The 24,131-nt window shown below is 33.5% G+C and carries 25 protein-coding genes; 12 read left to right on the top strand and 13 right to left on the bottom strand.

Features of this window, described 5'->3' with window-relative positions:
* Positions 1-21: 21 nt before the first annotated feature.
* The gene (locus DUZ96_RS03550) at positions 22-270 is read left to right on the top strand and encodes a hypothetical protein (protein ID WP_114300587.1); all 249 of its coding nucleotides are present in this window, start codon (positions 22-24) and stop codon (positions 268-270) included.
* Between the two features lie 77 nt (positions 271-347).
* On the opposite strand, the gene DUZ96_RS03555 is transcribed toward DUZ96_RS03550, so the two are convergent.
* The gene (locus tag DUZ96_RS03555; protein ID WP_114300588.1) at positions 348-1,532 is read right to left on the bottom strand and encodes a pyridoxal phosphate-dependent aminotransferase; all 1,185 of its coding nucleotides are present in this window, start codon (positions 1,530-1,532) and stop codon (positions 348-350) included.
* Positions 1,533-1,549: 17 nt separating this feature from the next.
* Positions 1,550-2,650 (bottom strand): acyl-CoA desaturase, encoded by a 1,101-nt coding sequence (locus DUZ96_RS03560; RefSeq protein ID WP_114300589.1) that lies wholly within the window; start codon positions 2,648-2,650, stop codon positions 1,550-1,552.
* A 145-nt stretch (positions 2,651-2,795) separates the two neighbouring features.
* Between DUZ96_RS03560 and rsmG the strand changes: the two genes are divergently transcribed.
* Positions 2,796-3,422 carry a 16S rRNA (guanine(527)-N(7))-methyltransferase RsmG gene (gene rsmG / locus DUZ96_RS03565; RefSeq protein ID WP_114300590.1) on the top strand — a complete coding sequence of 209 codons (627 nt, stop codon included), beginning with the start codon at positions 2,796-2,798 and terminating at the stop codon, positions 3,420-3,422.
* 9 nt (positions 3,423-3,431) lie between these two features.
* Here rsmG and DUZ96_RS03570 read toward each other — a convergent pair whose 3' ends face one another.
* Both DUZ96_RS03570 and DUZ96_RS03575 read right to left on the bottom strand, forming a co-directional pair.
* Complete coding sequence (locus DUZ96_RS03570; RefSeq protein WP_114300591.1) at positions 3,432-5,114, bottom strand: DUF6029 family protein; 1,683 nt, start codon at positions 5,112-5,114, stop codon at positions 3,432-3,434.
* A gap of 37 nt (positions 5,115-5,151) precedes the next feature.
* Positions 5,152-5,634, bottom strand: a complete 483-nt coding sequence (locus DUZ96_RS03575; RefSeq protein ID WP_114300592.1) for a TlpA disulfide reductase family protein — start codon at positions 5,632-5,634, stop codon at positions 5,152-5,154.
* A 106-nt stretch (positions 5,635-5,740) separates the two neighbouring features.
* On the opposite strand from DUZ96_RS03575, the gene DUZ96_RS03580 reads away from it, so the two are divergent.
* Entirely contained in the window at positions 5,741-6,823 is a 1,083-nt protein-coding gene (locus DUZ96_RS03580) for an Omp28-related outer membrane protein (RefSeq protein ID WP_114300593.1), read from the top strand.
* A 94-nt stretch (positions 6,824-6,917) separates the two neighbouring features.
* Here DUZ96_RS03580 and pruA read toward each other — a convergent pair whose 3' ends face one another.
* Positions 6,918-8,543 (bottom strand): L-glutamate gamma-semialdehyde dehydrogenase, encoded by a 1,626-nt coding sequence (pruA, locus tag DUZ96_RS03585; protein WP_114300594.1) that lies wholly within the window; start codon positions 8,541-8,543, stop codon positions 6,918-6,920.
* A gap of 36 nt (positions 8,544-8,579) precedes the next feature.
* Here pruA and DUZ96_RS03590 point away from each other — a divergent pair, with 36 nt between their 5' ends.
* Entirely contained in the window at positions 8,580-9,698 is a 1,119-nt protein-coding gene (locus DUZ96_RS03590) for a DUF6695 family protein (protein WP_258774306.1), read from the top strand.
* Here DUZ96_RS03590 and apaG read toward each other — a convergent pair.
* Both apaG and DUZ96_RS03600 read right to left on the bottom strand, forming a co-directional pair.
* A complete protein-coding gene (gene apaG / locus DUZ96_RS03595) occupies positions 9,695-10,081 on the bottom strand; it encodes a Co2+/Mg2+ efflux protein ApaG (protein ID WP_114300595.1) in 387 nt (128 codons plus the stop codon). The two genes, DUZ96_RS03590 and apaG, sit on opposite strands and share 4 nt — an antisense overlap.
* A gap of 305 nt (positions 10,082-10,386) precedes the next feature.
* On the bottom strand, positions 10,387-11,637 hold the full coding sequence (locus DUZ96_RS03600) for a DUF5103 domain-containing protein (protein ID WP_114300596.1): 1,251 nt from the start codon (positions 11,635-11,637) through the stop codon (positions 10,387-10,389).
* Positions 11,638-11,800: 163 nt separating this feature from the next.
* On the opposite strand from DUZ96_RS03600, the gene DUZ96_RS03605 reads away from it, so the two are divergent.
* From DUZ96_RS03605 to nqrF, 6 genes are read left to right on the top strand one after another with little or no spacing between them, the layout of a single operon-like run.
* Positions 11,801-13,153: a Na(+)-translocating NADH-quinone reductase subunit A gene (locus DUZ96_RS03605; RefSeq protein ID WP_114300597.1), complete on the top strand. Its 1,353-nt coding sequence runs from the start codon at positions 11,801-11,803 to the stop codon at positions 13,151-13,153.
* On the top strand, positions 13,153-14,361 hold the full coding sequence (locus tag DUZ96_RS03610) for an NADH:ubiquinone reductase (Na(+)-transporting) subunit B (protein ID WP_114300598.1): 1,209 nt from the start codon (positions 13,153-13,155) through the stop codon (positions 14,359-14,361). The genes DUZ96_RS03605 and DUZ96_RS03610 overlap by 1 nt, the downstream gene beginning before the upstream one ends.
* Positions 14,362-14,363: 2 nt before the next feature.
* A complete protein-coding gene (locus DUZ96_RS03615; protein ID WP_114300599.1) occupies positions 14,364-15,161 on the top strand; it encodes a Na(+)-translocating NADH-quinone reductase subunit C in 798 nt (265 codons plus the stop codon).
* A 2-nt stretch (positions 15,162-15,163) separates the two neighbouring features.
* Complete coding sequence (locus DUZ96_RS03620; protein ID WP_114300600.1) at positions 15,164-15,808, top strand: NADH:ubiquinone reductase (Na(+)-transporting) subunit D; 645 nt, start codon at positions 15,164-15,166, stop codon at positions 15,806-15,808.
* Between the two features lie 31 nt (positions 15,809-15,839).
* A complete protein-coding gene (nqrE, locus tag DUZ96_RS03625; RefSeq protein ID WP_114300601.1) occupies positions 15,840-16,562 on the top strand; it encodes an NADH:ubiquinone reductase (Na(+)-transporting) subunit E in 723 nt (240 codons plus the stop codon).
* A 1-nt stretch (position 16,563) separates the two neighbouring features.
* Complete coding sequence (gene nqrF, locus DUZ96_RS03630) at positions 16,564-17,874, top strand: NADH:ubiquinone reductase (Na(+)-transporting) subunit F (protein WP_114300602.1); 1,311 nt, start codon at positions 16,564-16,566, stop codon at positions 17,872-17,874.
* Positions 17,875-17,935: 61 nt separating this feature from the next.
* Here the strand turns inward: nqrF and DUZ96_RS03635 are convergent, their stop codons facing one another.
* Genes DUZ96_RS03635 through DUZ96_RS03645 form a run of 3 tightly spaced genes read right to left on the bottom strand, consistent with a single transcriptional unit; the run spans position 17,936 to position 20,275 of the window.
* A complete protein-coding gene (locus DUZ96_RS03635; RefSeq protein ID WP_114300753.1) occupies positions 17,936-18,385 on the bottom strand; it encodes a Na(+)-translocating NADH-quinone reductase subunit F in 450 nt (149 codons plus the stop codon).
* 58 nt (positions 18,386-18,443) lie between these two features.
* Positions 18,444-18,821 (bottom strand): cupin domain-containing protein, encoded by a 378-nt coding sequence (locus DUZ96_RS03640; protein WP_114300603.1) that lies wholly within the window; start codon positions 18,819-18,821, stop codon positions 18,444-18,446.
* A gap of 2 nt (positions 18,822-18,823) precedes the next feature.
* Entirely contained in the window at positions 18,824-20,275 is a 1,452-nt protein-coding gene (locus DUZ96_RS03645) for a DASS family sodium-coupled anion symporter (RefSeq protein WP_258774307.1), read from the bottom strand.
* Between the two features lie 472 nt (positions 20,276-20,747).
* Between DUZ96_RS03645 and DUZ96_RS03650 the strand changes: the two genes are divergently transcribed.
* On the top strand, positions 20,748-21,122 hold the full coding sequence (locus DUZ96_RS03650) for a Na(+)-translocating NADH-quinone reductase subunit F (RefSeq protein WP_258774308.1): 375 nt from the start codon (positions 20,748-20,750) through the stop codon (positions 21,120-21,122).
* 32 nt (positions 21,123-21,154) lie between these two features.
* On the top strand, positions 21,155-22,135 hold the full coding sequence (locus DUZ96_RS03655) for an FAD:protein FMN transferase (protein ID WP_114300605.1): 981 nt from the start codon (positions 21,155-21,157) through the stop codon (positions 22,133-22,135).
* On the opposite strand, the gene DUZ96_RS03660 is transcribed toward DUZ96_RS03655, so the two are convergent.
* Genes DUZ96_RS03660 through map form a run of 3 tightly spaced genes read right to left on the bottom strand, consistent with a single transcriptional unit; the run spans position 22,136 to position 24,045 of the window.
* Positions 22,136-22,900, bottom strand: coding sequence for a class I SAM-dependent methyltransferase (locus tag DUZ96_RS03660; RefSeq protein ID WP_114300755.1), 765 nt, complete (start codon positions 22,898-22,900; stop codon positions 22,136-22,138).
* 6 nt (positions 22,901-22,906) lie between these two features.
* Positions 22,907-23,230 (bottom strand): cupin domain-containing protein, encoded by a 324-nt coding sequence (locus DUZ96_RS03665; protein ID WP_114300606.1) that lies wholly within the window; start codon positions 23,228-23,230, stop codon positions 22,907-22,909.
* A complete protein-coding gene (gene map / locus DUZ96_RS03670) occupies positions 23,227-24,045 on the bottom strand; it encodes a type I methionyl aminopeptidase (RefSeq protein WP_114300607.1) in 819 nt (272 codons plus the stop codon). Before map ends, DUZ96_RS03665 begins: the two co-directional genes overlap by 4 nt.
* Between the last annotated feature and the right edge of the window lie 86 nt (positions 24,046-24,131).

Raw genomic sequence — 24,131 nt, forward strand, 5'->3', positions numbered from 1 at the left:
AACCAATTAAAATCATCAATCATGGAATTAGTATTAAATCAAGAATTAGAATTTGTACCAGAACCCATTGAGGTACCTCGTTTTACAACGCAAGGATTATTAAATTCGAACTATAAATCCTTGGTGAAGAAGAACTTCAGCGAGACTTCAACAAAATCATTGTTTGGAATACGACGCAGACTTAGATCTTCACAATTGAATGTTGTGAACCATACAGCGACCATTTTAAGAATATCAATATTCGCAACCATCTTGGTAGCAATTTTCTAAAACTGAATCATAAAAAAAAGCTATAACAACACAAAGACTGTTATGGCTTTTTTAAAAAAAGCGATAGATGTGTAATATTAATTTAACACATCTTTTATACGTTTAATTGCTTCTTTAATGTTTTCCTCTGAAGCAGCATAAGAAATCCTAATACAATCAGGGTTTCCAAATGCTTCTCCAGTAACGGTTGCAACTAGAGCTTCCTGTAATAAGAACATTGACATGTCAGTTGCGTTATTTATGGTTGTTCCTTTAATTGTTTTTCCAAAATATGCTGAAACGTCTGGGAATACATAAAACGCACCTTCTGGCTCATTTGATTTAAACCCGTCAATCTCATTTAGTAAATTCAATATAAGTTTACGTCTTTCCTTAAATTTTTCTACCATATACGAAATGCTAGAAGGATCAGTTTCTAAAGCTGTAATTACGGCTCTTTGTGCAATACAGTTAGCGCCACTGGTTACTTGTCCTTGCATTTTATTGCAAGCTCTGGCTATCCAATCTGGTGCACCTATATACCCAATTCTCCAGCCTGTCATTGCAAATGCTTTCGATACGCCATTTACAGTTATAGTTCTGTCGTACATATGGTCAATATTGGCCATGCTAAAGTGCCCACCTTTAAAATTTATGTGTTCATATATTTCATCAGAAACCACAAATATATTAGGATATTTTTCAAGAACTCTGGCTAAAGATCTTAGCTCTTGCTCACTGTAGACAGACCCACTTGGATTACATGGTGAACTATACCAAATCATTTTTGTTTTTGGTGTTATCGCTGCTTCAAGCTGTTCAGCTGTCATTTTAAAGTCTGTATCAATGGACGTTTTAACTTCTACCGGGATTCCACCATTTAATTTTACAATGTCGCTGTAACTTACCCAATAAGGACAAGGTAGGATAACTTCATCACCTTCATTAATTAAAACTGCGGCCACATTTGACAACGATTGCTTTGCACCTGTTGAAACAACAATTTGAGCAGGTACATAATTAAGATTATTGTCTCTTTTGAATTTAGTAATTATAGCATTTTTTAGATCGCCATAACCATCTACAGGAGTATAACTATTATAATTTTGATTAATTGCGTCAATAGCAGCGTCTTTAATAAAATCTGGAGTATTAAAATCTGGCTCTCCTAGGCTTAGTCCAATAATGTCTTTACCCTCTGCTCTCATTTCTCTGGCTTTGGCAGCCATGGCAAGGGTTGCTGAAGTCGATAGATTGTTAATTCTATCTGAAAGTTGGTTCATGATATATTATAAATATTTTATGCTTGCAACGCTGGACGCATTCCCATTTCCTTAAGAAACTTGAAGTGCGCTGCAATTGCTTTTCTTGTAGTTTTATATTCTTTATAAGGTAAATTAAATTCTTTAGCTGTATCCTTAACAATTTTGGCAATTTTGCCATAATGAATATGGCTGATATGTGGGAATATATGATGCTCAACTTGATGGTTTAAACCACCAGTATACCAATTTATTAGCCAACTTTTTGCTCCAAAATTAACAGTTGTTTTTAGCTGGTGAATTGCCCAGGTGTTTTTCATTGTACCATCTTTCTCTGGCATTGGCATTTCTGCTTCGTCCATAACATGAGCCAACTGAAATACAACACTTAAAATGAGACCAGCAACATAGTGCATTATAAAGAAACCTATTAAAATTTTATACCAAGCAATATCAGTTAATACAATTGGTAAAATGATCCACATGGATAAATAAATAAGTTTTGTTATTACCAGTTTACTCCAATTAACAAATGGATTTGGTAATTTTCCATAAGACAGCTTACGTTTCATGTAACGATGCATTTGCTGAAAATCAGTGGTTATAGCCCAATTAATTGTCAATAAACCATATAAGAAAATTGAATAGTAATGCTGAAATTTATGGTGTTTGCGCCATTTTGTATGTTTAGAGAATCGGAGTATTCTTCCAGCTTCTAAATCTTCGTCGTGACCATGAATATTTGTGTAGGTATGATGTAGAACGTTATGTTGAACCTTCCAGTTGTATACATTGCCAGCTAGGATATAAATACTACTACCCATTAACCTATTTATCCATTCTTTGTTGGAGAAGGAACCATGATTTCCATCATGCATAACATTCATACCAACACCAGCCATTCCAATACCCATTACAATGGTTAAAAGAATCTGAGCCCAAGTAGGAATGTCTAAGGTTAATAATAAAAAATAAGGTGTTAAAAATAAAGCAAACATAACTATGGTTTTTACCCAAAGTTGCCAATTTCCGGTTCGTCTTATATTGTTTTCCTTAAAATAGTTATTCACTCTTTTATTAAGAGTTCTGAAAAATTTTGCCGAATCGGATCTTGAAAAAGATAGGGTTTGATTTGCCATGTAATTCCTAGTTTTTTTATTCTAACGTTTAGGGATAAATTGCATTAAAACTTGTCAAAGATAAATAATAATTAAAATCAACCATTATCCTTAAACGTTAATTTTGTCCAAAGTAAAAAATGTATTTTTGCCAAAAATCAATTAAGTGGAATTAATATTAAAATACTTTCCTCATTTATCTGACCATCAGATTCATCAATTTCAGGCTTTGGAAGCCTTATATAAAGGCTGGAATTTAAAGATAAATGTTGTTTCGAGAAAGGATATCGATAAATTGTATTTGAAGCATGTTTTGCACTCACTAGGGATTGCAAGGGTTATTGAGTTTAACGACAAAACATCAATTTTAGATGTTGGAACTGGAGGTGGATTCCCAGGTATACCATTAGCTATTTTATTTCCTAAATGCCAGTTTCATCTTGTAGATAGTATTAATAAGAAACTAAAAGTCATCAATGCAATTGCAGAAGCGATTGAATTAAAAAATATAAGAACCACGCATAGCAGGGTAGAAGCCATTGATGAAACTTATGATTTTATAGTTAGTAGAGCTGTGACTGCAATGCCGGAATTTACCAAATGGGTAAAAGGTAAAATAGCCAAAAAACAAAAGAACAGCTTGAAAAATGGAATTTTCTATTTAAAAGGAGGAGACTTGACTGATGAATTAAAGCAGTATACGAACGCCAAAGCTTATTTATTGTCTGATTATTTTGAAGAAGATTTTTTTAGGACAAAGAAGGTGATTTATTTACCTTTAAAATTTAAATAAGCTTAATCTTTAAAAAGACATTAATAAACTCGCTGAAAGACCTGTGGCCTCAGGTACAAAACGGCAAACACCACCAACACATACCAATCCTGCACGTTGCCTTCCGTAATTTAACGAAAAGCGTGTTGTCCCCTTATTATAACTTCCACCAAAATTGTAGTAATGGTTTTCAGAAGTGCTATTATCCATTCCACTGTTATAAATATCATTGACATAAAACGATAGTCTTGGACTGACGTTATATTCAAAAGTACCTCCAATCCAATCATGATTGTCAGAATTAGACCAGAGCTTTTGAAATTCTAAACGTATTGATTGCCCAATCCTACCAAATTTGTAAATAGTCTCACCAACAACAATGTTCGTTTTAATCTGTTCTCCTGAAAAGTTGTCTTCTATGGTTCTTTGATTATAATACTGATTGACATAATAGAAAATGGAATTAACTTTTTTATTCCATTTTTTTCTGATTTCCAAACTTATATCAGAGAAATACTTCTCACCAAAGCCAAAATAATCGACATCATAAGATAAATTATTATAATCATAATCTCCTTTTAAACCAGCCCAATAAGATGCATTAAAAGCTAATTTGGTACCGTATTGACCACCTAAACTAGTCCCTTTTTTTATATTATAGAATAAATCTACTTGCCCACCTATTTCGCCAGCTTCCATTAGTTCGGGATCAGCAAAAACAACTTGTGATTGAGCTTGATAAACAAATATATTTGTCAATAAATAGTCGTGTTGTTTCGTTAGAGCAGGTGTAAAGTTGATATTGTTTTCTAAAAATACATTTCCTGTCTTTTCACGCTCAGAGTAGAATCCCATATTTTCTAATCTCCTAAAAGTAGCGTCAATACCGAATCCTTTTTGAGAAAAACCTGTATTTAACAATAATGCGTTACCAGGATTAACAAAGTTATCAATGAGCTGACCTGCGATCACAGCCACATCATCAGTTTTTGCTACATATTCTGCATTGGCGTAAAAATTGCCTTCAGTAAAATCAATACGGCCAGAAAAAGCATTGGTTAAATCATCAAAATTTGGATCCTCGATATCTGTTGATTCATTTCTGCCCACATAACTAAAACCTAGATTTAATGATGAGTTTTCAAAATTGAAGATGTTAGATAAGTCTAGTTCGGTATTAAATCCAAAAATATCGCTATCTGCTGTTTCAAAACCTACACGTTGTTTGCCGTACAAGGCTGTAAGTGCTAAATAGTCTAGAGGCATATATTTTATACGTCCACCCAAAAGTGCATTGTTTAATCCTAGTTGCCGATCTTCCCAGTTTCTCAGAATCATTCCGCTACCAAATTGTTCATAGTAATGACCTACGCTTGCTTTAAGTTTATTGCTTTTATAATTTAAAGAGTATATACCAATATTAGTACCTTCAAAGTTTGGTGAATAATTCAATAATGCTAATGGTTCATAAGATTCTATCTGAACTGTAGCAGTGAAATTTTTTAGAAAATCATAATCTAATTTCAAATAAGAATTTAGTCTAACGTGCTCGTTGCCATCATTATTTTCTTCATCAAAAAAGGCACCTGTTCTCTTATCATCATTATACCAAGCCATATTGGATTCTAGTCCTAATCTTAAATTATCTAATAACTGAGCAGAAGCTTGATTTAATGATAAACAAAAAATTAATAACAATATTAATGTTCTCATGTGTGCGTTTATTTAATCTGGTAATCGCAATTAGCTTTTATAATTGGGCATTTTCCTTCACAACTTCGTAGAGTTCATCTTCACTACCGGGTGTATATCCTGTTCTGGCGTGAACAATTTCGCCATTTTTTACTACCATTATATAAGGTAAAACATTGATATTTAATGCACGTTTTAGGTCTTGGTTATCATCAATTAGTATTTGATATTCCCAATCTTTTCCATTAACAAGTGGAATTACTCTATTTTTAGTTCTTGCATCATCAGTGGAAATCGCTATAAGTTCCACATTGGTTTCATCTTGCCATTCTTCATAAACATCAGCAATAGCATCTAATTCATTAATGCAAGGTACACACCAAGTCGCCCAAAAACTAAAGACTTTTATGTTGTTGGAATTTGCCAGTTTTTGAATCGATACGGATTCATTCTCTAAATTTTTTAAGATGACATTTGGTATGTCTTGAGCATATGATAATGAAAAAGTAAATAGTGAGATCAGAAGGAAAGTACGCTTCATATTGATTGTAAATTGTTCTTATTTTTGACAATTATACAATAATAATACCAAAAGATTTAAAATACATTATATTAGTGTTTCAATTAATATAAATAATCTCTAAATCATGAAAATTAATTATATTTTTAAATCCTTATTTATAGCATTAGCTTTAGTTTTTACGAGTTGTGGTAGTGATGGAAATGATGACTCTGATGATGGTGAAACCAATGCAATAACTAGTATAACGATATCTTTGAAATTTGATTCAGATGTTTATGCTGGGGATTTAATTTTCTTTGATGTAAAAGGAAACAATAGTGAAGTTGTTACTAACTCAGCAACGATAACTTTAAACGGTGAAGATATAGGTGGCAATATCTATACAACTCAAGCACCAGGAGTTTTAAATTTTGTTGCAACTTATGGGAATATGACTAGTAATACATTACAAGTTACCGTATTAGAACCACCTTTAAAGTTCGCTCAGAATGTTCTAATAGAGGATTACACTGGTACATGGTGTGGATATTGCCCAAGAGTTTCTTATGGTATTGAACAAGTAAATCTAGCAACGGACAGAGCGGTTACAGTAGCAATCCATAGAGGTAACACAAATCCTAACGGTAATAATTATGATCCATACAATTTTAGTGCGGGTCCATTAGAGAATATGATTAATCTCTCTGGATATCCAACAGCAATGTTAAACAGAACTACGGAGTGGGCTTATCCAGAACCAAGTAATATTAGTCAGGTAGTTGGGTTGACAAATTCTGATGCAGACTTGGGACTTGCTTTATCACCAACATTAGATGGTAATACTATTTCAGTTGATGTTGATATCAAGTTTGGTCTTTTGCCAACAACTAACGCAAAGCTCGTAGTCTATATTTTAGAGGATGATTTAATTTATGACCAGGTTAATTATACCAGTTATTATGGTGGTGGCAGTATCATTTCAAATTTTGAGCACGATCATGTTTTAAGAGATGTGTTAACGGATTTGTTGGGTGATACAATACCTACGGATCAGGTTACTGAAGGGAATGTTTATTCTACAAACTTTTCAGTGCCAGTACCGTCTAATGTGTCAAACACATCTAAAATGACCGTTGTTGCTTTTGTTGTAAACGGTAATACTAATGCAGCATATAACGTGAGATCAGCAAACTTTGGAGATACTCAAACTATAGAAGAAATAGACTAAGAAAGTAAATTTGAATATTAAAAAAGACCTGTAAATTTTTACAGGTCTTTTTGTTGTTTCCTATTATTGTATTAATTAATAATGTCTACTTAAGTTACCCTAAAAATGGGTACCTGTAGTCCGTTGGTGTTACAAATGTTTCTTTTATCAACCTAGGAGATACCCAACGCAATAAGTTTTGAGCACTACCAGCCTTATCATTAGTGCCTGATGCTCTCGCTCCTCCAAATGGTTGCTGGCCAACCACAGCACCTGTTGGTTTATCATTTATATAGAAATTACCGGCAGAATTTTGAAGAGCTTTTGTAGCTTCGTCTATAGCATATCTACATGTGGATAATACAGCTCCTGTTAATGCATATTCACTTGTTTCGTCTACAAGTTTTAAAGTAGTGGAATAGGCATCATCTTCATAAATATAAATAGTAATTACAGGTCCAAACAATTCCGTACACATCGTTGTATATTTAGGATTAGTTGTAATCACTACAGTTGGTTCGATAAAATACCCTTTAGATTTATCGTATCCACCACCTGCAATTATTTCAGCGTCAGAATCTGCTTTAGCCTGATCTATGTATTTGGCCAATTTGTCAAAAGAGCCTTCATGAATAACCGCAGTGATGAAGTTACTCATATCTTCAGGTGAACCCATTTTAAATGATTTTATATCATCTAACAAGTATTGCTTTACATCACTCCATAAACTTTTAGGAATATATGCTCTTGATGCTGCACTACACTTTTGTCCCTGAAATTCAAATGCACCACGAGATATTGCAGTAGCTACTTGTTTTGCATTTGCAGATTTATGTGCAATGATGAAATCTTTACCTCCCGTTTCTCCTACAATTCTTGGGTAAGTCTTATAGTTGTGAATATTCTCTCCAATTTGTTTCCATAATTCCTTAAAGATAAATGTAGATCCAGTAAAATGGAGACCAGAAAAATCTGGATTTGAAAGTACCGTATTTGTAATCATTACAGGATCTCCAAAGACAACATTAATAACGCCATCTGGTACACCAGCCTCTTTAAATACATCCATAATTACTTTAGCCGAATAAACTTGGCTGTCACTTGGTTTCCAAACCACTACATTACCCATTAATGCCATACAGGCTGGTAAATTACCGGCAATTGCTGTAAAGTTAAAAGGTGTCACAGCATAGGTAAATCCTTCTAAAGGTCTATATTCAACTCTGTTCCATGCATCACTTGTACTTTCCGGTTGTTCCATATATATGTCCGTCATAAACTGAACATTGAACCTTAAGAAATCTATAAATTCACAGGCGGCATCAATTTCTGCTTGATGAATTGTTTTTGATTGAGCAATCATAGTCGCTGCGTTAATTTTTGCTCGGTAGGGTCCAGCAATTAATTCAGCTGCCTTAAGGAATATTCCAGCACGGTGTTCCCATGGCATTTGAGACCAGATTTTACGGGCTTCTAAAGCTGTGGAAATAGCATCTTCTACATGCTTTTGTTCTGCTAAATGATACTCTCCAACGACAAGTTGATGGTCGTGAGGAGGAGACATTGTTCTGGTATTACCAGTTTTAATATCCTCACCATTAATATATAAAGGAACTTCAACTTTGCTGTTGATCATTGTTTTGTATGCCTTTAAAACAGCATCGCGTTCAGGTGATCCTGGTGCATAAGATTTAACGGGTTCGTTAACTGCAATAGGAACATTAAAGAAACCTTTTCCCATGATTTAAATTGATTTTTTGTTTTTAATTTTTTGAAAGTGCAAAGTTACGATTTTTATCATTGGTTTTATGATTTGAAACGTTATAGAAATCATAATGAGACATTATTATTTTTTGTAAGTTGCTCATCGAAAAATAAAATCGATTTGGGAGTTAAAAACGATGCCTTTATTTTAACGTTAGCATATCCTGAGACTATTGTTTCTCATGCTGATGAGTGGTATTCTAAGTTTTTGCAATATGCAAATATTGGTAACAAGAACCATGTAAGGGCCGGACATGCTGCTTTAATTTTAATTGATAAAATAACGGGAGAGTTAGAATACCATGACTTTGGTCGTTATATTACTTCTGAACCCAATGGTCGCGTAAGAGGTAAACAAACCGATTTTGAATTACATTTCCCATTAATGGCTCAGATTGAAAATGACCAAATTGTAAACTTGGAAGCAATACTAAAATTTTTAGCTACTAACCCAAAATTAACACATGGGGAAGGTCGTTTATATGCATCGGTTTGTAATGCTGTAAATTATGAATTAGCCAGAACACATATTGATATTATGCAATCTACTGGCCTCATCAGATATGCTGCTTTTATAAAAGATGCTTGTAATTGTGCGCGGTTTGTTACAGATACCTTAATAGCATCAGTTACGGATAAAAAAATCAAGAAAAGATTAAGACGTTCTAAGTGGTTTACACCTAGCACAATAGGCAATGTTGTAATCGCTGATACGGAAAATCATGTATACCTCTTAAATGAAAGTGGAGATATCAGAGAGTTTCAATCTAGTGTTAGTAAAGAAAATAGACGTCTATTCTTAGATACCTTAAATGGTTACAAGCCAAGTTTGGTAGGTACAATGTTACCACGAAAAAATAATGTTGTTTTAAATCATGCACAGTGGTTAAGTGGAATCGCTGCTGGAGCGTGGTTTGAGATATATGATTTGGATCATGATAAAGAATTTAGATTTAGAAGGATTTCACCATATGGAAACATTGATTGTGATGCAATTTATGAAATAGACGAATCTTCATTTAATATTAATTCAGAATACCAATTTGTACATTATTCTAATTGTGCATTCTTTCATGTAGAACAGAATGAAAGTCTTTATAAATTTGAATATTTAAAAGATTTTAATTCTTAGTTAAGTGCAAAAGGTGCACTTAGCTTAAAGGCAGGGATATATACTTTGAATTTACTTGCCTTTGTGAAATTTACCATGTTATAGTGTCCTTGCATAGCGCCAAATGGAGAGGATAATAAACAACCAGAGTTGTAAGTATGAGATTCTCCTGGCTTAAGTACAGGTTTTTTGCCTATTACACCTTCACCTTCAATAGTCTCTTCCTTGTTAAGGGCATCTAGTATTTTCCAGTACCTAGAATTTAACTGTACAGAATCTTTACTTTGGTTTTCAATAGTCACCTTATAACCAAAGGCAAAGTGCACTTTATAATTTTTATAAAATGTCCCTTCGAAATTAGTTTCGACTGAAATCTTTATGCCACTAGTGACTTGTTGTACCATAGTTCTCGAGAAAAGAATACGCTAAAATAAGATATTTTTTGAATGAAGCCTTTATTTTAGGCTAACTGACAGGTTTTTTTAACAATTTTTCAGTCACATGTCGCTCTAATGTTGTAAAGAAGTGGTCAATATCAGGTTTTTTAAAGCCGTATTTATAGTAACCATTCTTACAAATTCTACTTGTATTGAAAAGCTCATCACGTAATAGAGAAAATAGGGCAATATTATTTTGCATTTCAGAAGATTATTTGTCGATTTGAAAAATAATTGAATATTTATCAAATAAAATTTAGAAGTTTAGACTTCTAATTTGAAATATTAACAGAACTTGCTTCACCATAACCAATTAACCTGTCGTACCTAGCACCTAGATCCCTATAATAAACTAGTACCTTATAGTTGTTTTCTGTTTGCCAAAAATTGCCGCTAATAAACCCTTCGTCTAACTCATTGGTTTGCTTATCAACTGCAACAAATTTGTAATTATAAAATCCTTGTTTTAGCCTTAGCCTCCCCTCATATTTACTACTCTCACGATTATAGTAAAGCTTAGTTAAAGGTTCTATGGCAAAGGCATTAAAATTTCCATAAACATGAATGTCTTTATCTATTAATTCCTCGTACAACAAAGAAAAGTGAACCATTGTATAATCGGCCTCAACATCAACATCGCTTCGGTCTATAGCAGTAATCTGAAAATTACCATTAATGTCAGGATTGTAAGTATATGGTCTATCATATCTAGCAATATTGGTAAATAAATAACTGTGATAGATGTCTTTTAGATCAATAAATTGAACGCCAACATTTGCAGCCCTAACATCTTTATTCTCAAAAAAGAGATATTCATTTCCTCCCCAAAAGGCCGACTCGTCAACGTATTTATAAATTAGCCTATTACCTAAAGTATATTGCGGTCTTAATCCTGAGATTGAAGAATTTAAATTATTGTTTTGAATAATTACAGTGTTAATGGTTTCGAGAGGGTTATTAAAATTGATACTATTGGTCGAAATTGTCATATCAATAGATTGCTTTTGTGCAACGTATTTCACATCTCTTGATCGCTTTACATTAACGCCAACATTAACAAGGTCTTCATAAACCATAAATTTTCTGCTAAACATTAATTCGTCATAATCATCATAAATGGAAATCATATAGTTTCCGGTTTTAAGAATAGCACGTGTTTGAATATTGGGAATCTGTAATTTGTAATGTGAATAAACTTGATATGTGTTGAATGAATTGTAATATTCTAAGATTCTTTGATTGTCCAAACCACGCAAATATTCAGCTTTTGCAAGTACTGAAGGGGTCCAGTCATAATTAAAATGTTCAATTACATAATAAAAATCCTCTTCGTTTGCATTAAGTGCATCAAATTCTAATACTAAAGGCTCCCCAAGTTGTAAAATAGGAAGTTGTCCTTGTGTAGTATTACTTTTAAATTTTATCGTTTTTATAAAATCCGGAGGACTAACTTCTTCTACCTGTCCGGTCAATATAATTGGTAAAATCAAAAGAAATAAAAGGGAATACGCCTTATTAGTCATGTAAATATAAATTCAAAGTTTAAAGATAATCAAAATCTGTGCCTATCATATATTTAAGTTATTTATAATCACTATAAATAAAAAAGATGTTTTAGAATGAAATATTTTTAATCATTAATTCGTAAATTTGCACGGATTTTTAGATAACTAATCGTTAATATATATGTCAAAAGACATCAGAATTAAGAAAGGTTTAGACATAAAGCTAGTAGGCGAAGCCGAAAAAACTACAGAAAATGCTATAATTAGCAACTTTTACTCAGTCAGACCTGAAGATTTCCACAGTATCATCCCAAAACTTGTTGCAAAAGAAGGAACACGTGTTAAGGCAGGTGAAACCTTATTTTATAATAAGGATATAGAGGCGATGAAATTTGTATCTCCTGTTTCTGGAGAGATAACAGAGGTACAACGTGGACCAAGGAGACGAATTGATGCTATTAAGATAACTGCTGATAAAGAGCAAAGTTATGTAGAGCATGGAAAGTTTGATTTAACTAGTGATGCAGATAAAGTAAAAGCACATTTACTAGATTCAGGCTGTTGGGCATTTATTAAGCAAAGACCTTACGATGTTGTTGCAAATCCAGAGAATTCGCCAAAAGCGATTTTTATTTCTGGTTATGCAAGTGCACCACTGGCTGCTGATCTTGATTTTACATTAAAGGGTAAAGAAGCAGAGTTACAAGCAGCTGTAGATGCCTTAGCTAAATTGACGGATGGTGGAGTTCATATTTCAGTAGGAAAAAATTCAGATTCTCCCTTGACAGGTTTAAGTAATGTATCTATTTACAAGGTGAGCGGACCGCACCCTTCGGGTAATGTAGGCACGCTTATTAATAAGGTAAATCCTATTAATAAAGGCGAAGTTGCTTGGACTGTAAATGCCCAAGACTTGGTTATTATTGGTGAATTGCTTTTAACTGGAAAGTTTAATGCGCAACGTGTAATTGCATTTGCAGGATCTTCAGTTAAAAAACCGAGATACTTTAAGACTAAAATAGGTGCTGAGGTTTCAACAATGATTTATGATAATGGTGTTGAAAAGGACGCTAATGATCGAATAATTTCAGGGAATGTATTATCGGGTAAACAGGTTGCGCCAGATGGTAATCTTGATTATTACAGTAACGTTATTACTGTAATTCCAGAAGGAGATGATTATGAATTCTTCGGTTGGAACAAACCTGTATTTAATAAGATTTCTACTTCAAGAGCATTAACTTTTTCATGGTTGAGCCCAAAGAAAAAGTACGATTTAAATACAAATACAAATGGTGAACATCGTGCGTTTGTTACTACTGGTACCTACGAAGAAGTTTTTCCTTTAGACATATATCCAATGCAGATTCTTAAAGCTTGTATGTACAAAGATTTGGATGAAATGGAAGCACTAGGAATGTACGAGGTGGCACCTGAGGATTTTGCGTTAACAGAATTTGTGTGCGTATCTAAACAACCACATCAAAAAATAATAAGAGAAGGATTAGACTTAATGCTTAAAGAGATAGGATAATGGGTTTAAAACAAAATTTACACAATTTTAAAGTAAAGAATAAAGACAAGAAGTGGCTTCCAGGTTTTAATGCCTTATTTACGTTTTTATATATGCCAAATGAGACAACTCATGGAGGAACTCATATTAAGGTAGCAGATGATTTAAAACGAACCATGAATACTGTAATCATGGCATTAGTACCATGTTTGATTTTTGGTATGTTCAATGCAGGTTATCAGCATTATTTGGCATTAGGTGAAATTGATGTTGCAAATGGGTTTCTAGGAGCCTCATTTTGGACATTGGACAATCTTGTTATTGGATTATTAAAAGTACTGCCATTAGTAGCTGTTTCATACGGTGTTGGGCTAGCAGTAGAATTTGTTTTTGCAATTATAAAAGGTCATGAGGTAGAAGAAGGATACTTGGTGACAGGAATGCTTGTGCCGTTAATTGTGCCTATTGATATTCCACTTTGGATGTTGGCTGTTGCCGTAATCTTCGGAGTTGTTATTGGCAAGGAAGTATTTGGGGGTACAGGGATGAATATCTTGAACCCTGCATTGACAATACGTGCATTTTTATTCTTTGCTTACCCAACATGGATGTCGGGTGATAAAGTATGGGTTCACGGTGCTGTTGAGCGTGCTGGTACACCAGATGCAATTTCGGGTGAAACCCTTTTAGGTGCCTATGCACAAAACACATCTCTGGCTGGCATTGACTACTGGGATATGTTTTGGGGATTAATACCTGGATCAGTGGGTGAAACGTCAAAATTCTTAATAATTATAGGTGGACTTTTCTTAATATTCACAAAAATTGGAAGTTGGAGAATAATGTTAAGTACCTTAGTTGGTGCCTTGGCAATGGGATTAATTTTTAATGGAGTTGTAGATGCAGGTTGGATAGGAGAATCTAGTAAATTCTATGGTTTAATGAGTGTACCATTCTGGCAACATTTAATTATAGGAAGTATACTATTTGGTGCTGTTTATATGGCTACAGATCCTGTGACAGCTTCACAAACAAATAAAGGTAAATGGATTTATGGATTCTTAATTGGATTTATATCAATTATGATTCGTGTTTTTAATCCTGCATACCCAGAAGGAGTGTTCCTTGCAATCTTATTAATGAATGTATTTGCGCCAACAATTGATCATTATGTTGTTCAAGGAAATGTAAAACGAAGATTAAAACGTGTAAAAGTTAAAACAGCATAATTATGGCAGTTAACACAGATAAAAATTCGTACACAATATTATTTGCAGTTATAATGGTATTGGTTGTAGGCTCTTTACTTGCATTTACGGCATCAGCATTGAGGCCAAATATTAAAGAAAATGAGCGTATAGAAAAGCAACAAAATATCCTTTATGCTATGGGTATAAATGGAAATGAAGGAACTGGAGACATTACTTTTGTTGATGCTAAGCAAGCTGAAGCTGAATTTGCTTCTAATGTTTCTGAGCAAATTGTTTTAGAAGTCAAAGATGGTAAAATCATCAATGAAATGACAGGTGAGGAATTTGCAAACTCAAAAGATTCTGATAAGGGTATTGAGCCTTATTTGATAGATGTAAAGAAACAACAAACAAGAGTTAAAGAAGGTAAATCGAGATATTTGCCACTTTTTATTTCAGATAACAATGGTCAAAAAGTTTATGTAGCTCCAATAAGGGGTAAAGGACTTTGGGATGCTATTTGGGGATATGTTGCAATAGATAAAAAAATGGTTGTCCAAGGAGCATTTTTTGACCACAAGGGTGAGACGCCTGGTTTAGGTGCAAATATTAAGCAACGATACTTTATGGATGATTTTACTGGTGAGAGATTATTGAGTGATGAAGGTGTCTTTAGAGGCATTACTGTAGCAAAAGGAAATAACGATCCAAAAAATGAGAACAAAGATGATAATGAAGTTGATGCCTTGGCAGGAGCAACGATTACAGGTGATGGTGTATCTGCAATGATAAAGAAAGATTTAAAATTGTATTTACCTTACTTTAAAAACTTACAATAACTATGGGAATACTTTCAAAAAAAGACACGAAGTTAATTACCGACCCATTAGCGGATAATAATCCAATTACAATTCAGGTACTTGGAATTTGTTCTGCTTTAGCAATTACCGCAGAGCTTAAAGCATCTTTAGTAATGGGTATTGCTGTACTATTCGTTTTAGGTGTAGGTAATGTTGTTATTTCTTTATTAAGAAATCTAATTCCGTCAAAAATTAGAATTATCGTTCAACTAATTGTAGTTGCGTCATTAGTAATTATTGTTGACCAAGTGTTAAAAGCTTTTGCTTTTGAATTAAGTAAAACGCTTTCAGTATTCATAGGTTTAATTATTACCAACTGTATTATTATGGGACGTTTTGAAGCTTTCGCTTTAGGAAATGGGCCTTGGAAATCTTTCCTAGATGGTATTGGTAATGCGTTAGGATATGCTGTGATACTCATTGTTGTTGGTTTCTTTAGAGAGTTATTAGGTTCAGGTACTTTGTTTGGAATTCCAGTTCTGGGAGATCCGATTGAAAAAACAGGAGTGTATTCTATAGGCTATGAGAATAACGGTTTTATGTTGATGCCTCCAATGGCATTAATTATAGTTGGTCTTATAATATGGGTTCAACGTAGTAGAAATAAAGATTTAATAGAAGATTAAGCTTCAAGGGTTTTAATAAAAGTATAAGAAAATGATAGAGCATTTAGAATTATTTTTCAAATCCATCTTTATAGATAATATGGTATTTGCCGTATTCTTAGGGATGTGTTCATACTTAGCAGTATCAAAAAAGGTAGCTACAGCAGTTGGTCTAGGAGCAGCTGTAATATTTGTATTAGCAATCACAGTACCATTGAACTGGTTATTAGATCAGTATTTATTACAACCAGGAGCATTAAAGTGGTTAGGAGCAGAATATGCCGATTACGATTTAAGCTTTCTGTCTTTTATTATGTTCATAGCAACAATTGCTACTATGGTGCAATTAGTAGAAATTGTTGTTGAGAAATTTTCACCTTCATTATATAATTCACTAGGTATCTTTTTACCACTAATAGCTGTAAACTGTGCTATTTTAGGTGGTTCATTATTTATGCAATCTCGAGAAATTGAATCTTTTGGATTGGCTTTAAACTATGGGGTTTCTTCTGGAATTGGATGGTTTTTAGCTATTCTAGCGATTGCAGCTATACGCGAAAAAATTAGATACAGTGCAGTACCAGCACCATTAAGAGGTCTAGGAATCACATTTATCATTACAGGATTAATGGGGATTGGTTTCTTGAGTTTTGGAGGTATGTTAACTGGTGGTGATGAAGAAGCCGAGCCTTCAACGGAACCAATAACTAAAGTTGAAAAACTTGAAGTTAAAGAAAAAAACAAATTAGTTGAAAATACTAAAACTATAGATTAATATGATTTTAGCAGCAGGAACAACAGGAACAGTTATAGCAACCGTAGCAGCATTTTTATTAATTACGTTGGTATTAGTTGGCTTATTGTTATTTGTAAAACAAAAATTATCGCCATCTGGTCCAGTAAAAATTCTGATTAATGGTGAGCGTGAGATTGAAGTTGCTTCAGGTAGTACACTATTATCTACATTAGGAACTAATAAAATTTTCTTACCATCAGCTTGTGGTGGTGGTGGAACTTGTATTCAATGTGAATGCCATGTGCTTTCGGGAGGTGGCGAAGCTTTACCTACTGAAACACCTCATTTTTCAAGAAAAGAATTACAGCATGGTGCACGTTTATCTTGCCAAGTAAAAGTAAAACAAGATATGGAAATTACGATTCCAGAAGAAGTTTTTGGAATCAAGAAATGGGAGGCAACAGTTGTACGTAATTACAATGTAGCATCCTTTATTAAGGAGTTTGTTGTTGAGATTCCTGAAGATATGAATTATAAGGCTGGAGGGTATATTCAGATTGAAATTCCTGAATGCGAAATCAAGTACGCGGACATAGATATTACAGCACATCCTGAGGAGCATGAAACTCCTGATAAATTTCAAGCAGAATGGGATAAGTTTGGTCTATGGCCATTAGTGATGAAGAATACAGAGACAGTTGAGCGTGCATATTCTATGGCTTCTTACCCAGCAGAAGGTAGAGAAATTATGTTGAATGTTCGTATTGCTACGCCACCATGGGATAGAGCTAAAAACCAATGGATGGATGTAAATCCAGGTATAGCATCGTCTTATATTTTTGCCCAAAAGCCAGGTGATAAAGTAACTATCTCTGGTCCCTATGGTGAATTCTTTATAAACGAATCTGAAAGTGAAATGCTATATGTTGGTGGTGGTGCAGGTATGGCTCCAATGCGCTCACATTTATATCACTTGTTTAGAACAATCAAAACTGGTCGTAAGGTAACCTATTGGTACGGCGGACGTTCTAAAAGAGAGTTGTTTTATATTGAACATTTTAGAAAACTAGAAAAGGACTTCCCTAATTTTAAATTCTATATGGCACTTTCAGAGCCGTTAGAAGAAGATAATTGGAAGGTTAAGAAAGATATTAATGATGTAGCTGGTGATGGTTTCGTTGGATTTATTCATAATTGTGTAATCGATAACTACTTAAACCATCATGATGCTCCTGAAGATATTGAATTGTATTTCTGTGGACCACCATTAATGAACCAAGCTGTTCAAAAAATGGGAGAAGATTTTGGTATCCCAGATGAGCATATCAGATTTGATGATTTTGGAGGATAAAATTAAAGACAAAAGAAACCAGCTTATTAAAGCTGGTTTTTTTATTTAATTCTTTCTTGGATTAGTTTTGACATTTAAGAGACTGAGATTCAAATTTAAATAATTTAGAACAGTCCATAATATCAACTATTCCATCTAATTCGCATAAATAAGTAACTACTGAATTCAGTCCATTAAAAAGTGTATTTTTATCCGTTAAATTCTCTGGTCTATAAAGTCGATTGTCTTTACTAAAACCTTTATAACCACATCCTTTTAAAAATGCCTTTTCAATAGAGAGAAGTTCTAGTGGGCTATAACCATTAAAACGTCTTCCTAAATTTTGATGCAATTTACCCAGGTAATTGAGTTTTGTTGAGCCATGTTTGTCGGTTAAATGTTTCCAATTGTCATTATTATCTAAGATGTTACCAACAGCACATAGCTTGCAATCATCTGGATTTAGCGTATTATTATGAAAAGCCTGATATAATTTTTGGATGGCGAGATCAAATCTTTTGGTAGTTTTCATTTTCTTTTTTTTCATACTGAAGATACAAAAAATTGATTTTAGATTTAAAAAGGCATTCTTATTTGTATTCCATGATGAGAAATTCTGCAGTTGTGTCACCTATATTTAATACTTCGTGCCAATCTATTCTGTCATTCTCAAAACTAAATCCTGTTGGAATATCTACCTCTCTTGTACCAGTGGTGTCTACAATTCTGAATTTACCTCCTGCTAATGTATAACCAACATGTGCATTATGGTAATGACGTTCATGACCAACATTAGGGGGTAATTTGCATTTAAGGACACGCAACTCGGAATTATCTGAAATAACTTCGCATATTACTTCACCTTTCCAACCAGCTTCTAATGGATCAGGCAGGTTTGATGATTCATTACAATTGTTAAAAAAAACAATATAAATAAAGCTTCCAAGTATATAAAAGAATTGTTTCATAATTAGAAAAATAGAGGTACAAAGTATTTAAACATCAAAATAAGAAGGATTACAGAAATGACATTCAGAAAAAAACCAACCCTAGCCATATCCTTTACTTTTATATAACCACTTGCAAATACTATTGCATTAGGAGGTGTTGCCATGGGGAGCATAAATGCACAACTACTGGCAATTGTTACAGGAATGAGTAAATGTAACATCGGAATATCTAGTCCAATTGCAATACCTGCAACCACAGGAGCTAGTACTGCCGTTAGGGCAACATTACTCATAAGTTCGGTCATGAATAACATTAAAATTATCAGGAAACTTGCTGTGAGTAAAATGCTTATATCGCTATTAGAAATTGAAGATGCAACTAAATCAACTATTCCCGTAGTAGACATACCTTGAGCTAATGCTAATCCGCCACCAAAGAGTATTAATATGCCCCAAGCAAGTCTACTTGTGTCTTTCCATTCTAAAATAAATTCACCACCTTTTAAATTGAATGGGATGGTGAACAAGGCTAATGCTCCAAAAATACTAATCATCGTATCGTTAAGCTTAAGTAGTGGGAAAATTGAATTAATTAGAGTGCGAAATACCCATAGCGAAACAATAATTGCGAAAGTGATAAGTACTTGTCTTTCTCTTGGTGTTACTTTTCCTAAAGATTGTAGTTCATTCTTTATGATACCATGTGTAGCTTTAAACAATAATCCTTTATTAGGAAATAAATTGATAAGAACCACATATATAATCCCAATTAATAGCATTGAAAAGGGAAGGCCAAGCATCATCCAGTTTACAAAGGATATTTCCGTATTATATTCATTTTCTAAAAGTCCAATAAGAACAGAATTTGGTGGTGTTCCTATTACCGTGGCTATACCACCAGCGTTCGCTGAAAAGGCAATACCCAACATAACACTCAAAGCAAAATTGCGATCTTTTTTGGTAAATCCGTCTTCATCATCAATAAGCATTTTAATTACTGACATAGCAATTGGTAACATTACAACGGTACTTGCCGTATTGCTAATCCACATACTCATAAAGCCCGTAGCAATCATAAACCCTAAGATTACACGATTTGGAGATGTTCCGGTTTTACTAATTATTGTCAATGCAATTCGTTTATGAAGATTTACTTTCTCCAAGGCTAATGCTAATACGAAACCACCGAAAAATAAAAATACAATTGGGCTTCCATAGTTTGCTCCCACATCACCCATAGGCATAATTTTAAGTAGTGGGAATAAAAGAAGTGGTAAGAGTGATGTAACTGAAATTGAAACAGCTTCGGTAATCCACCAAATTACCATCCAAGCGGCTATTGCGATAACACTATCTGCTTGAGAATTTATAATCTCTAAATTTGAAAAAGTTAGAATTAAAAATAAAATTGGACCAATTAGTAGCCCAACACGTTTAGACGGAGTGTAAGAATTCATCGCATTAAATGTCATACTACTTATTATTGAATTGCATCAAGTTCTTTTTTAATATTAGAAAGAAGTCTTTTTTACATCTTTTATGACTAATAAATTATTAGAAAGCGATTCGTTAATCCAATAGTGGCCAGCTACATTTCGCTATAATAAGTCCTTGTTATCCAATATGCCCTTAATTGCACTCTCTAGGTTTTTATGTGTAAATAATTGCCTAGTATTTGGGTCTAACCGAAAGGCTGGCGTTTCTTGTACCACTTCGATATCTATTGATGTAATCCAATCTTTATTAACGCTATCTGATTTTTCTATTATATCAATGTAGCCAATAATTGTTTTGTACTTCTAAGTTATGTTTTAAAATTAGGTATTTTTTATTTATAAAGGCTAATTAATCAGTATTAAGAAGTTGTTATTTTGCAATTGAGTCTTCGTACAGTACCCTGATATTTAAGATAATTTTAAGTAGTCAACTTTGTATCTTTACAAAATGAAAGCACTAACAACACAAGAATTACATAACCTTGCAATGAATCACGTGGGTAAGGACTTGGAATCTCGTGGTTTTGAATTTGTGGCTGTTAATAGCAAATTAAAAAAACACCCACAATTTGTTTGTATAGACAAGAATAAGGAGTGGTTTTTTGTAATTGTCAGAGCAGTGATGTTACCTGAAAACCCAAATAATTATGATGTTGTTTGGATGGAAACCTTCAAGAAACATGCTTTTGATAAAAATGCAAAGGTGCTATATGCAGGTGTTGGCTTGGGTAATCCTAATGGTGAGGATTTACCAATTTACCTTAATGAAGAGTATCTAATAGAATACAATGGAATTCAGGTAATTGAAATGAATTTAAATTAGGAGATGCATTAGCTGACCCTCAAAATTAAAATATGAAAAATATATCGTTTGCCTTATTTTTTTTAATGGTCATTTGTTGTAAAACGAAGCCTCAAGAAAATATTAAACTATCTGGTCCTGTTTTTGGTACAGCATTTAATATTCAATATCTGTCAGATGACAATACAAACTATATTAATGAAATAGATAGCTTGTTTAGTGTTGTTAATCAATCGCTTTCCACTTATGTTTCAGATTCTGATATTTCAAAAATAAACAGAGGTGAACTGGATAATGTGGATTTACATTTTATAAATATTTTTAAAGCTTCAAAAGAAATATATGAAAAAACCAATGGAGTTTTTGACCCAACAATTGGTAATGTTGTTAATGCGTGGAATTTTGGTGCTGAACAAAACAAGTTTCTTACTGATAGTACAACTATAGACAGTTTAATGGCATTTGTTGGTTTCAATAAATTGTCGCTTTATAAAAACAAAATTGTTAAACCAAAGGAGACTTATTTAGAATTTAATGCCATTGCAAAGGGTTATGGTATAGATATAATTGCTAATTTTTTAGAATCAAAAGGAATTGAAAATTATCTTGTTGATATTGGTGGTGATATGCGTGTTTCTGGATTAAATGTAGAACGGAATAAACAATGGCAAGTAGGCATTGACGATCCAAATTTTGATGGGACACAGTCTTATTCTAAGGTTATTGCTTTAAAAGACCAAGCAATGGCAACTTCTGGTACATACCGTAAATTTAAAGTTGACGAAGATGGGAATAGATATGCGCATATAATTAATACCAAAACCGGTTATCCTACCAAAACAAATATTCTGAGTAGTTCAGTAATTGCTGGAGATTGCATGACGGCAGATGGTTATGCAACGGCATTTCAGGCTATGGGAGTTGAAGGCGTAAAACAGTTTGTAGAATCAAACCTAGAGTTAAAAGCTTATCTCATTTATCTTAATGATAAGAACGAATTACAAACACTTGCTTTAAATGGGTTTCCGGAATAGTTATTTTCTAACCAAAGGAATTAACTCACCTTTAGCCAATCTGTATATATCAATTTCAGATTCAGACAATTTAGATGTATAATCTATAACCTCTACCGTAAAACCAATAGATCTTAGCTTATCAAAATAATCTCGACCGTACACCCTAACGTGGTCGTATTGCCCAAATATTTCTGTGCGTTCTTTCTTATCAGTTATTGAGTCGTCTTCAAAGGTTATTTCTCTATTTAAATCTTGAGGAATTTGAAATATTCCCCAGCCTCCTGGTTTTAGCACACGATAAAGTTCTTGCATGGCTCTAGTGTCATCATTAATATGTTCTAAAACATGATTACATAAAATAACCTCGTAACTATTGTCTTCAAAAGGGAGATTGCAGATGTCTGCTTTAATATCAGCGATTGGCGATAAAAGATCTGTGGTTGTATATTCTATATTGCTAAGTGACCTGAATCGTTTTAAAAAACATTGCTCTGGTGCAAAATGTAAAACTTTATGTTTCGAGCTAAAAAATGTTGTTTCATTTTTAAGGTAGAGCCATAAAAGCCTGTGGCGTTCTAAAGACAGAGTTGATGGTGATAAAACGTTAGGTCGTTGTTCTCCATAGCCATAAGGTAAAAATCGTTTAAATGATTTTCCATCAATTGGATCTATAAAATTATTACCTTTTAAAATCCAAGCTAAAACGGGACGAATGGCATAACTCATCCTAATGAGAAATGGTCTAGGAAATACGTTTAAGAAAAATTTGAAAACTGATTTCAAAATCAATTATTTATAATCTTCTCTTACAGGATTGAAGATGTCTAATATTTTACAAGGTGTTATTGCTTTACCTGAATGCTCAACATTTGATGGAATTACAAGAACCGAACCTGGTTTGTGAATTTTGATTTCACCTCCAATATTCATTTCAAATTCACCGTCTATAATTTGTGAAACTTGCTCATGAATATGATTATGTAGCGGTATTTCTGAACCAGCCTCAACTTCCCAAAAAGCAATGGTCATGTTCTCTGTATGAACAAATCTTCCTTTGTATCCTTTAATAATTTCTTTTGGTTCAATTTCAGAAATTAGTTGATTAACCATCATAGAACTAGAGATTTTTGTCTAAATTCATCTTCTTCGTTAGTAGTTATACCCAATACTTCATGTACATACGCAAACGTAGATAAGATTTCCGGCTTTCCATCAATAATCGCAACATCATGCTCAAAATGAACGCTTGGCTTGCCATCTTGGGTTACTATTGTCCACCCATCTTTTAATTGCTTGACTTTATGTGTGCCCATATTTATCATAGGTTCTATAGCAACGACCATTCCTTCAATGAATTTTTTTCCCCGGCCTCGTCTACCATAATTTGGCATCTCCGGATCTTCATGCATTTTACGACCTAAACCATGACCTACTAATTCTCTTACTACTCCATAGCCATGAGCTTCGCAATATTGTTGGATTGCATAACCAACATCACCTACGCGATTTCCAATTTTTAGTTGCCTTATACCTTCGTAAAGTGACTCCTTTGTTATTTTAATGAGTTTTTTAGTTTCTTCTGCAATATTACCAATTTCAAAGGTGTAAGCATGGTCGCCATAAAACTCATTCATTAATGCACCACAATCTATAGAAACAATATCACCATCCTCCAGAGGTTTGTCTGTAGGTAATCCATGTACTACTGCTTCGTTAACACTGCAAAGTAGGGTAGAAGGGCAGTCATACAATCCTTTAAAACCAGGTAAAGCACCATGATCTCTAATAAATTCTTCTGCAATTTTATCGAGATGATTAGTTGTAACTCCTTCCTTTACCTCTTTGGCCAACATACCCAAAGTCTTGGACACAATTAAGGCACTCTGACGCATCAATTCAATTTCCTCTCTGGTTTTTACAATTATCATAACTCATAAATTAAGTGGCAAAGATAGGTAATTATGACAATTTTTAAATTTTATAAAAACATGATAAATCACAGTCTTTTTATATC

Source organism: Winogradskyella sp. KYW1333, assembly GCF_003335675.1.
Classification (GTDB): domain Bacteria; phylum Bacteroidota; class Bacteroidia; order Flavobacteriales; family Flavobacteriaceae; genus Winogradskyella.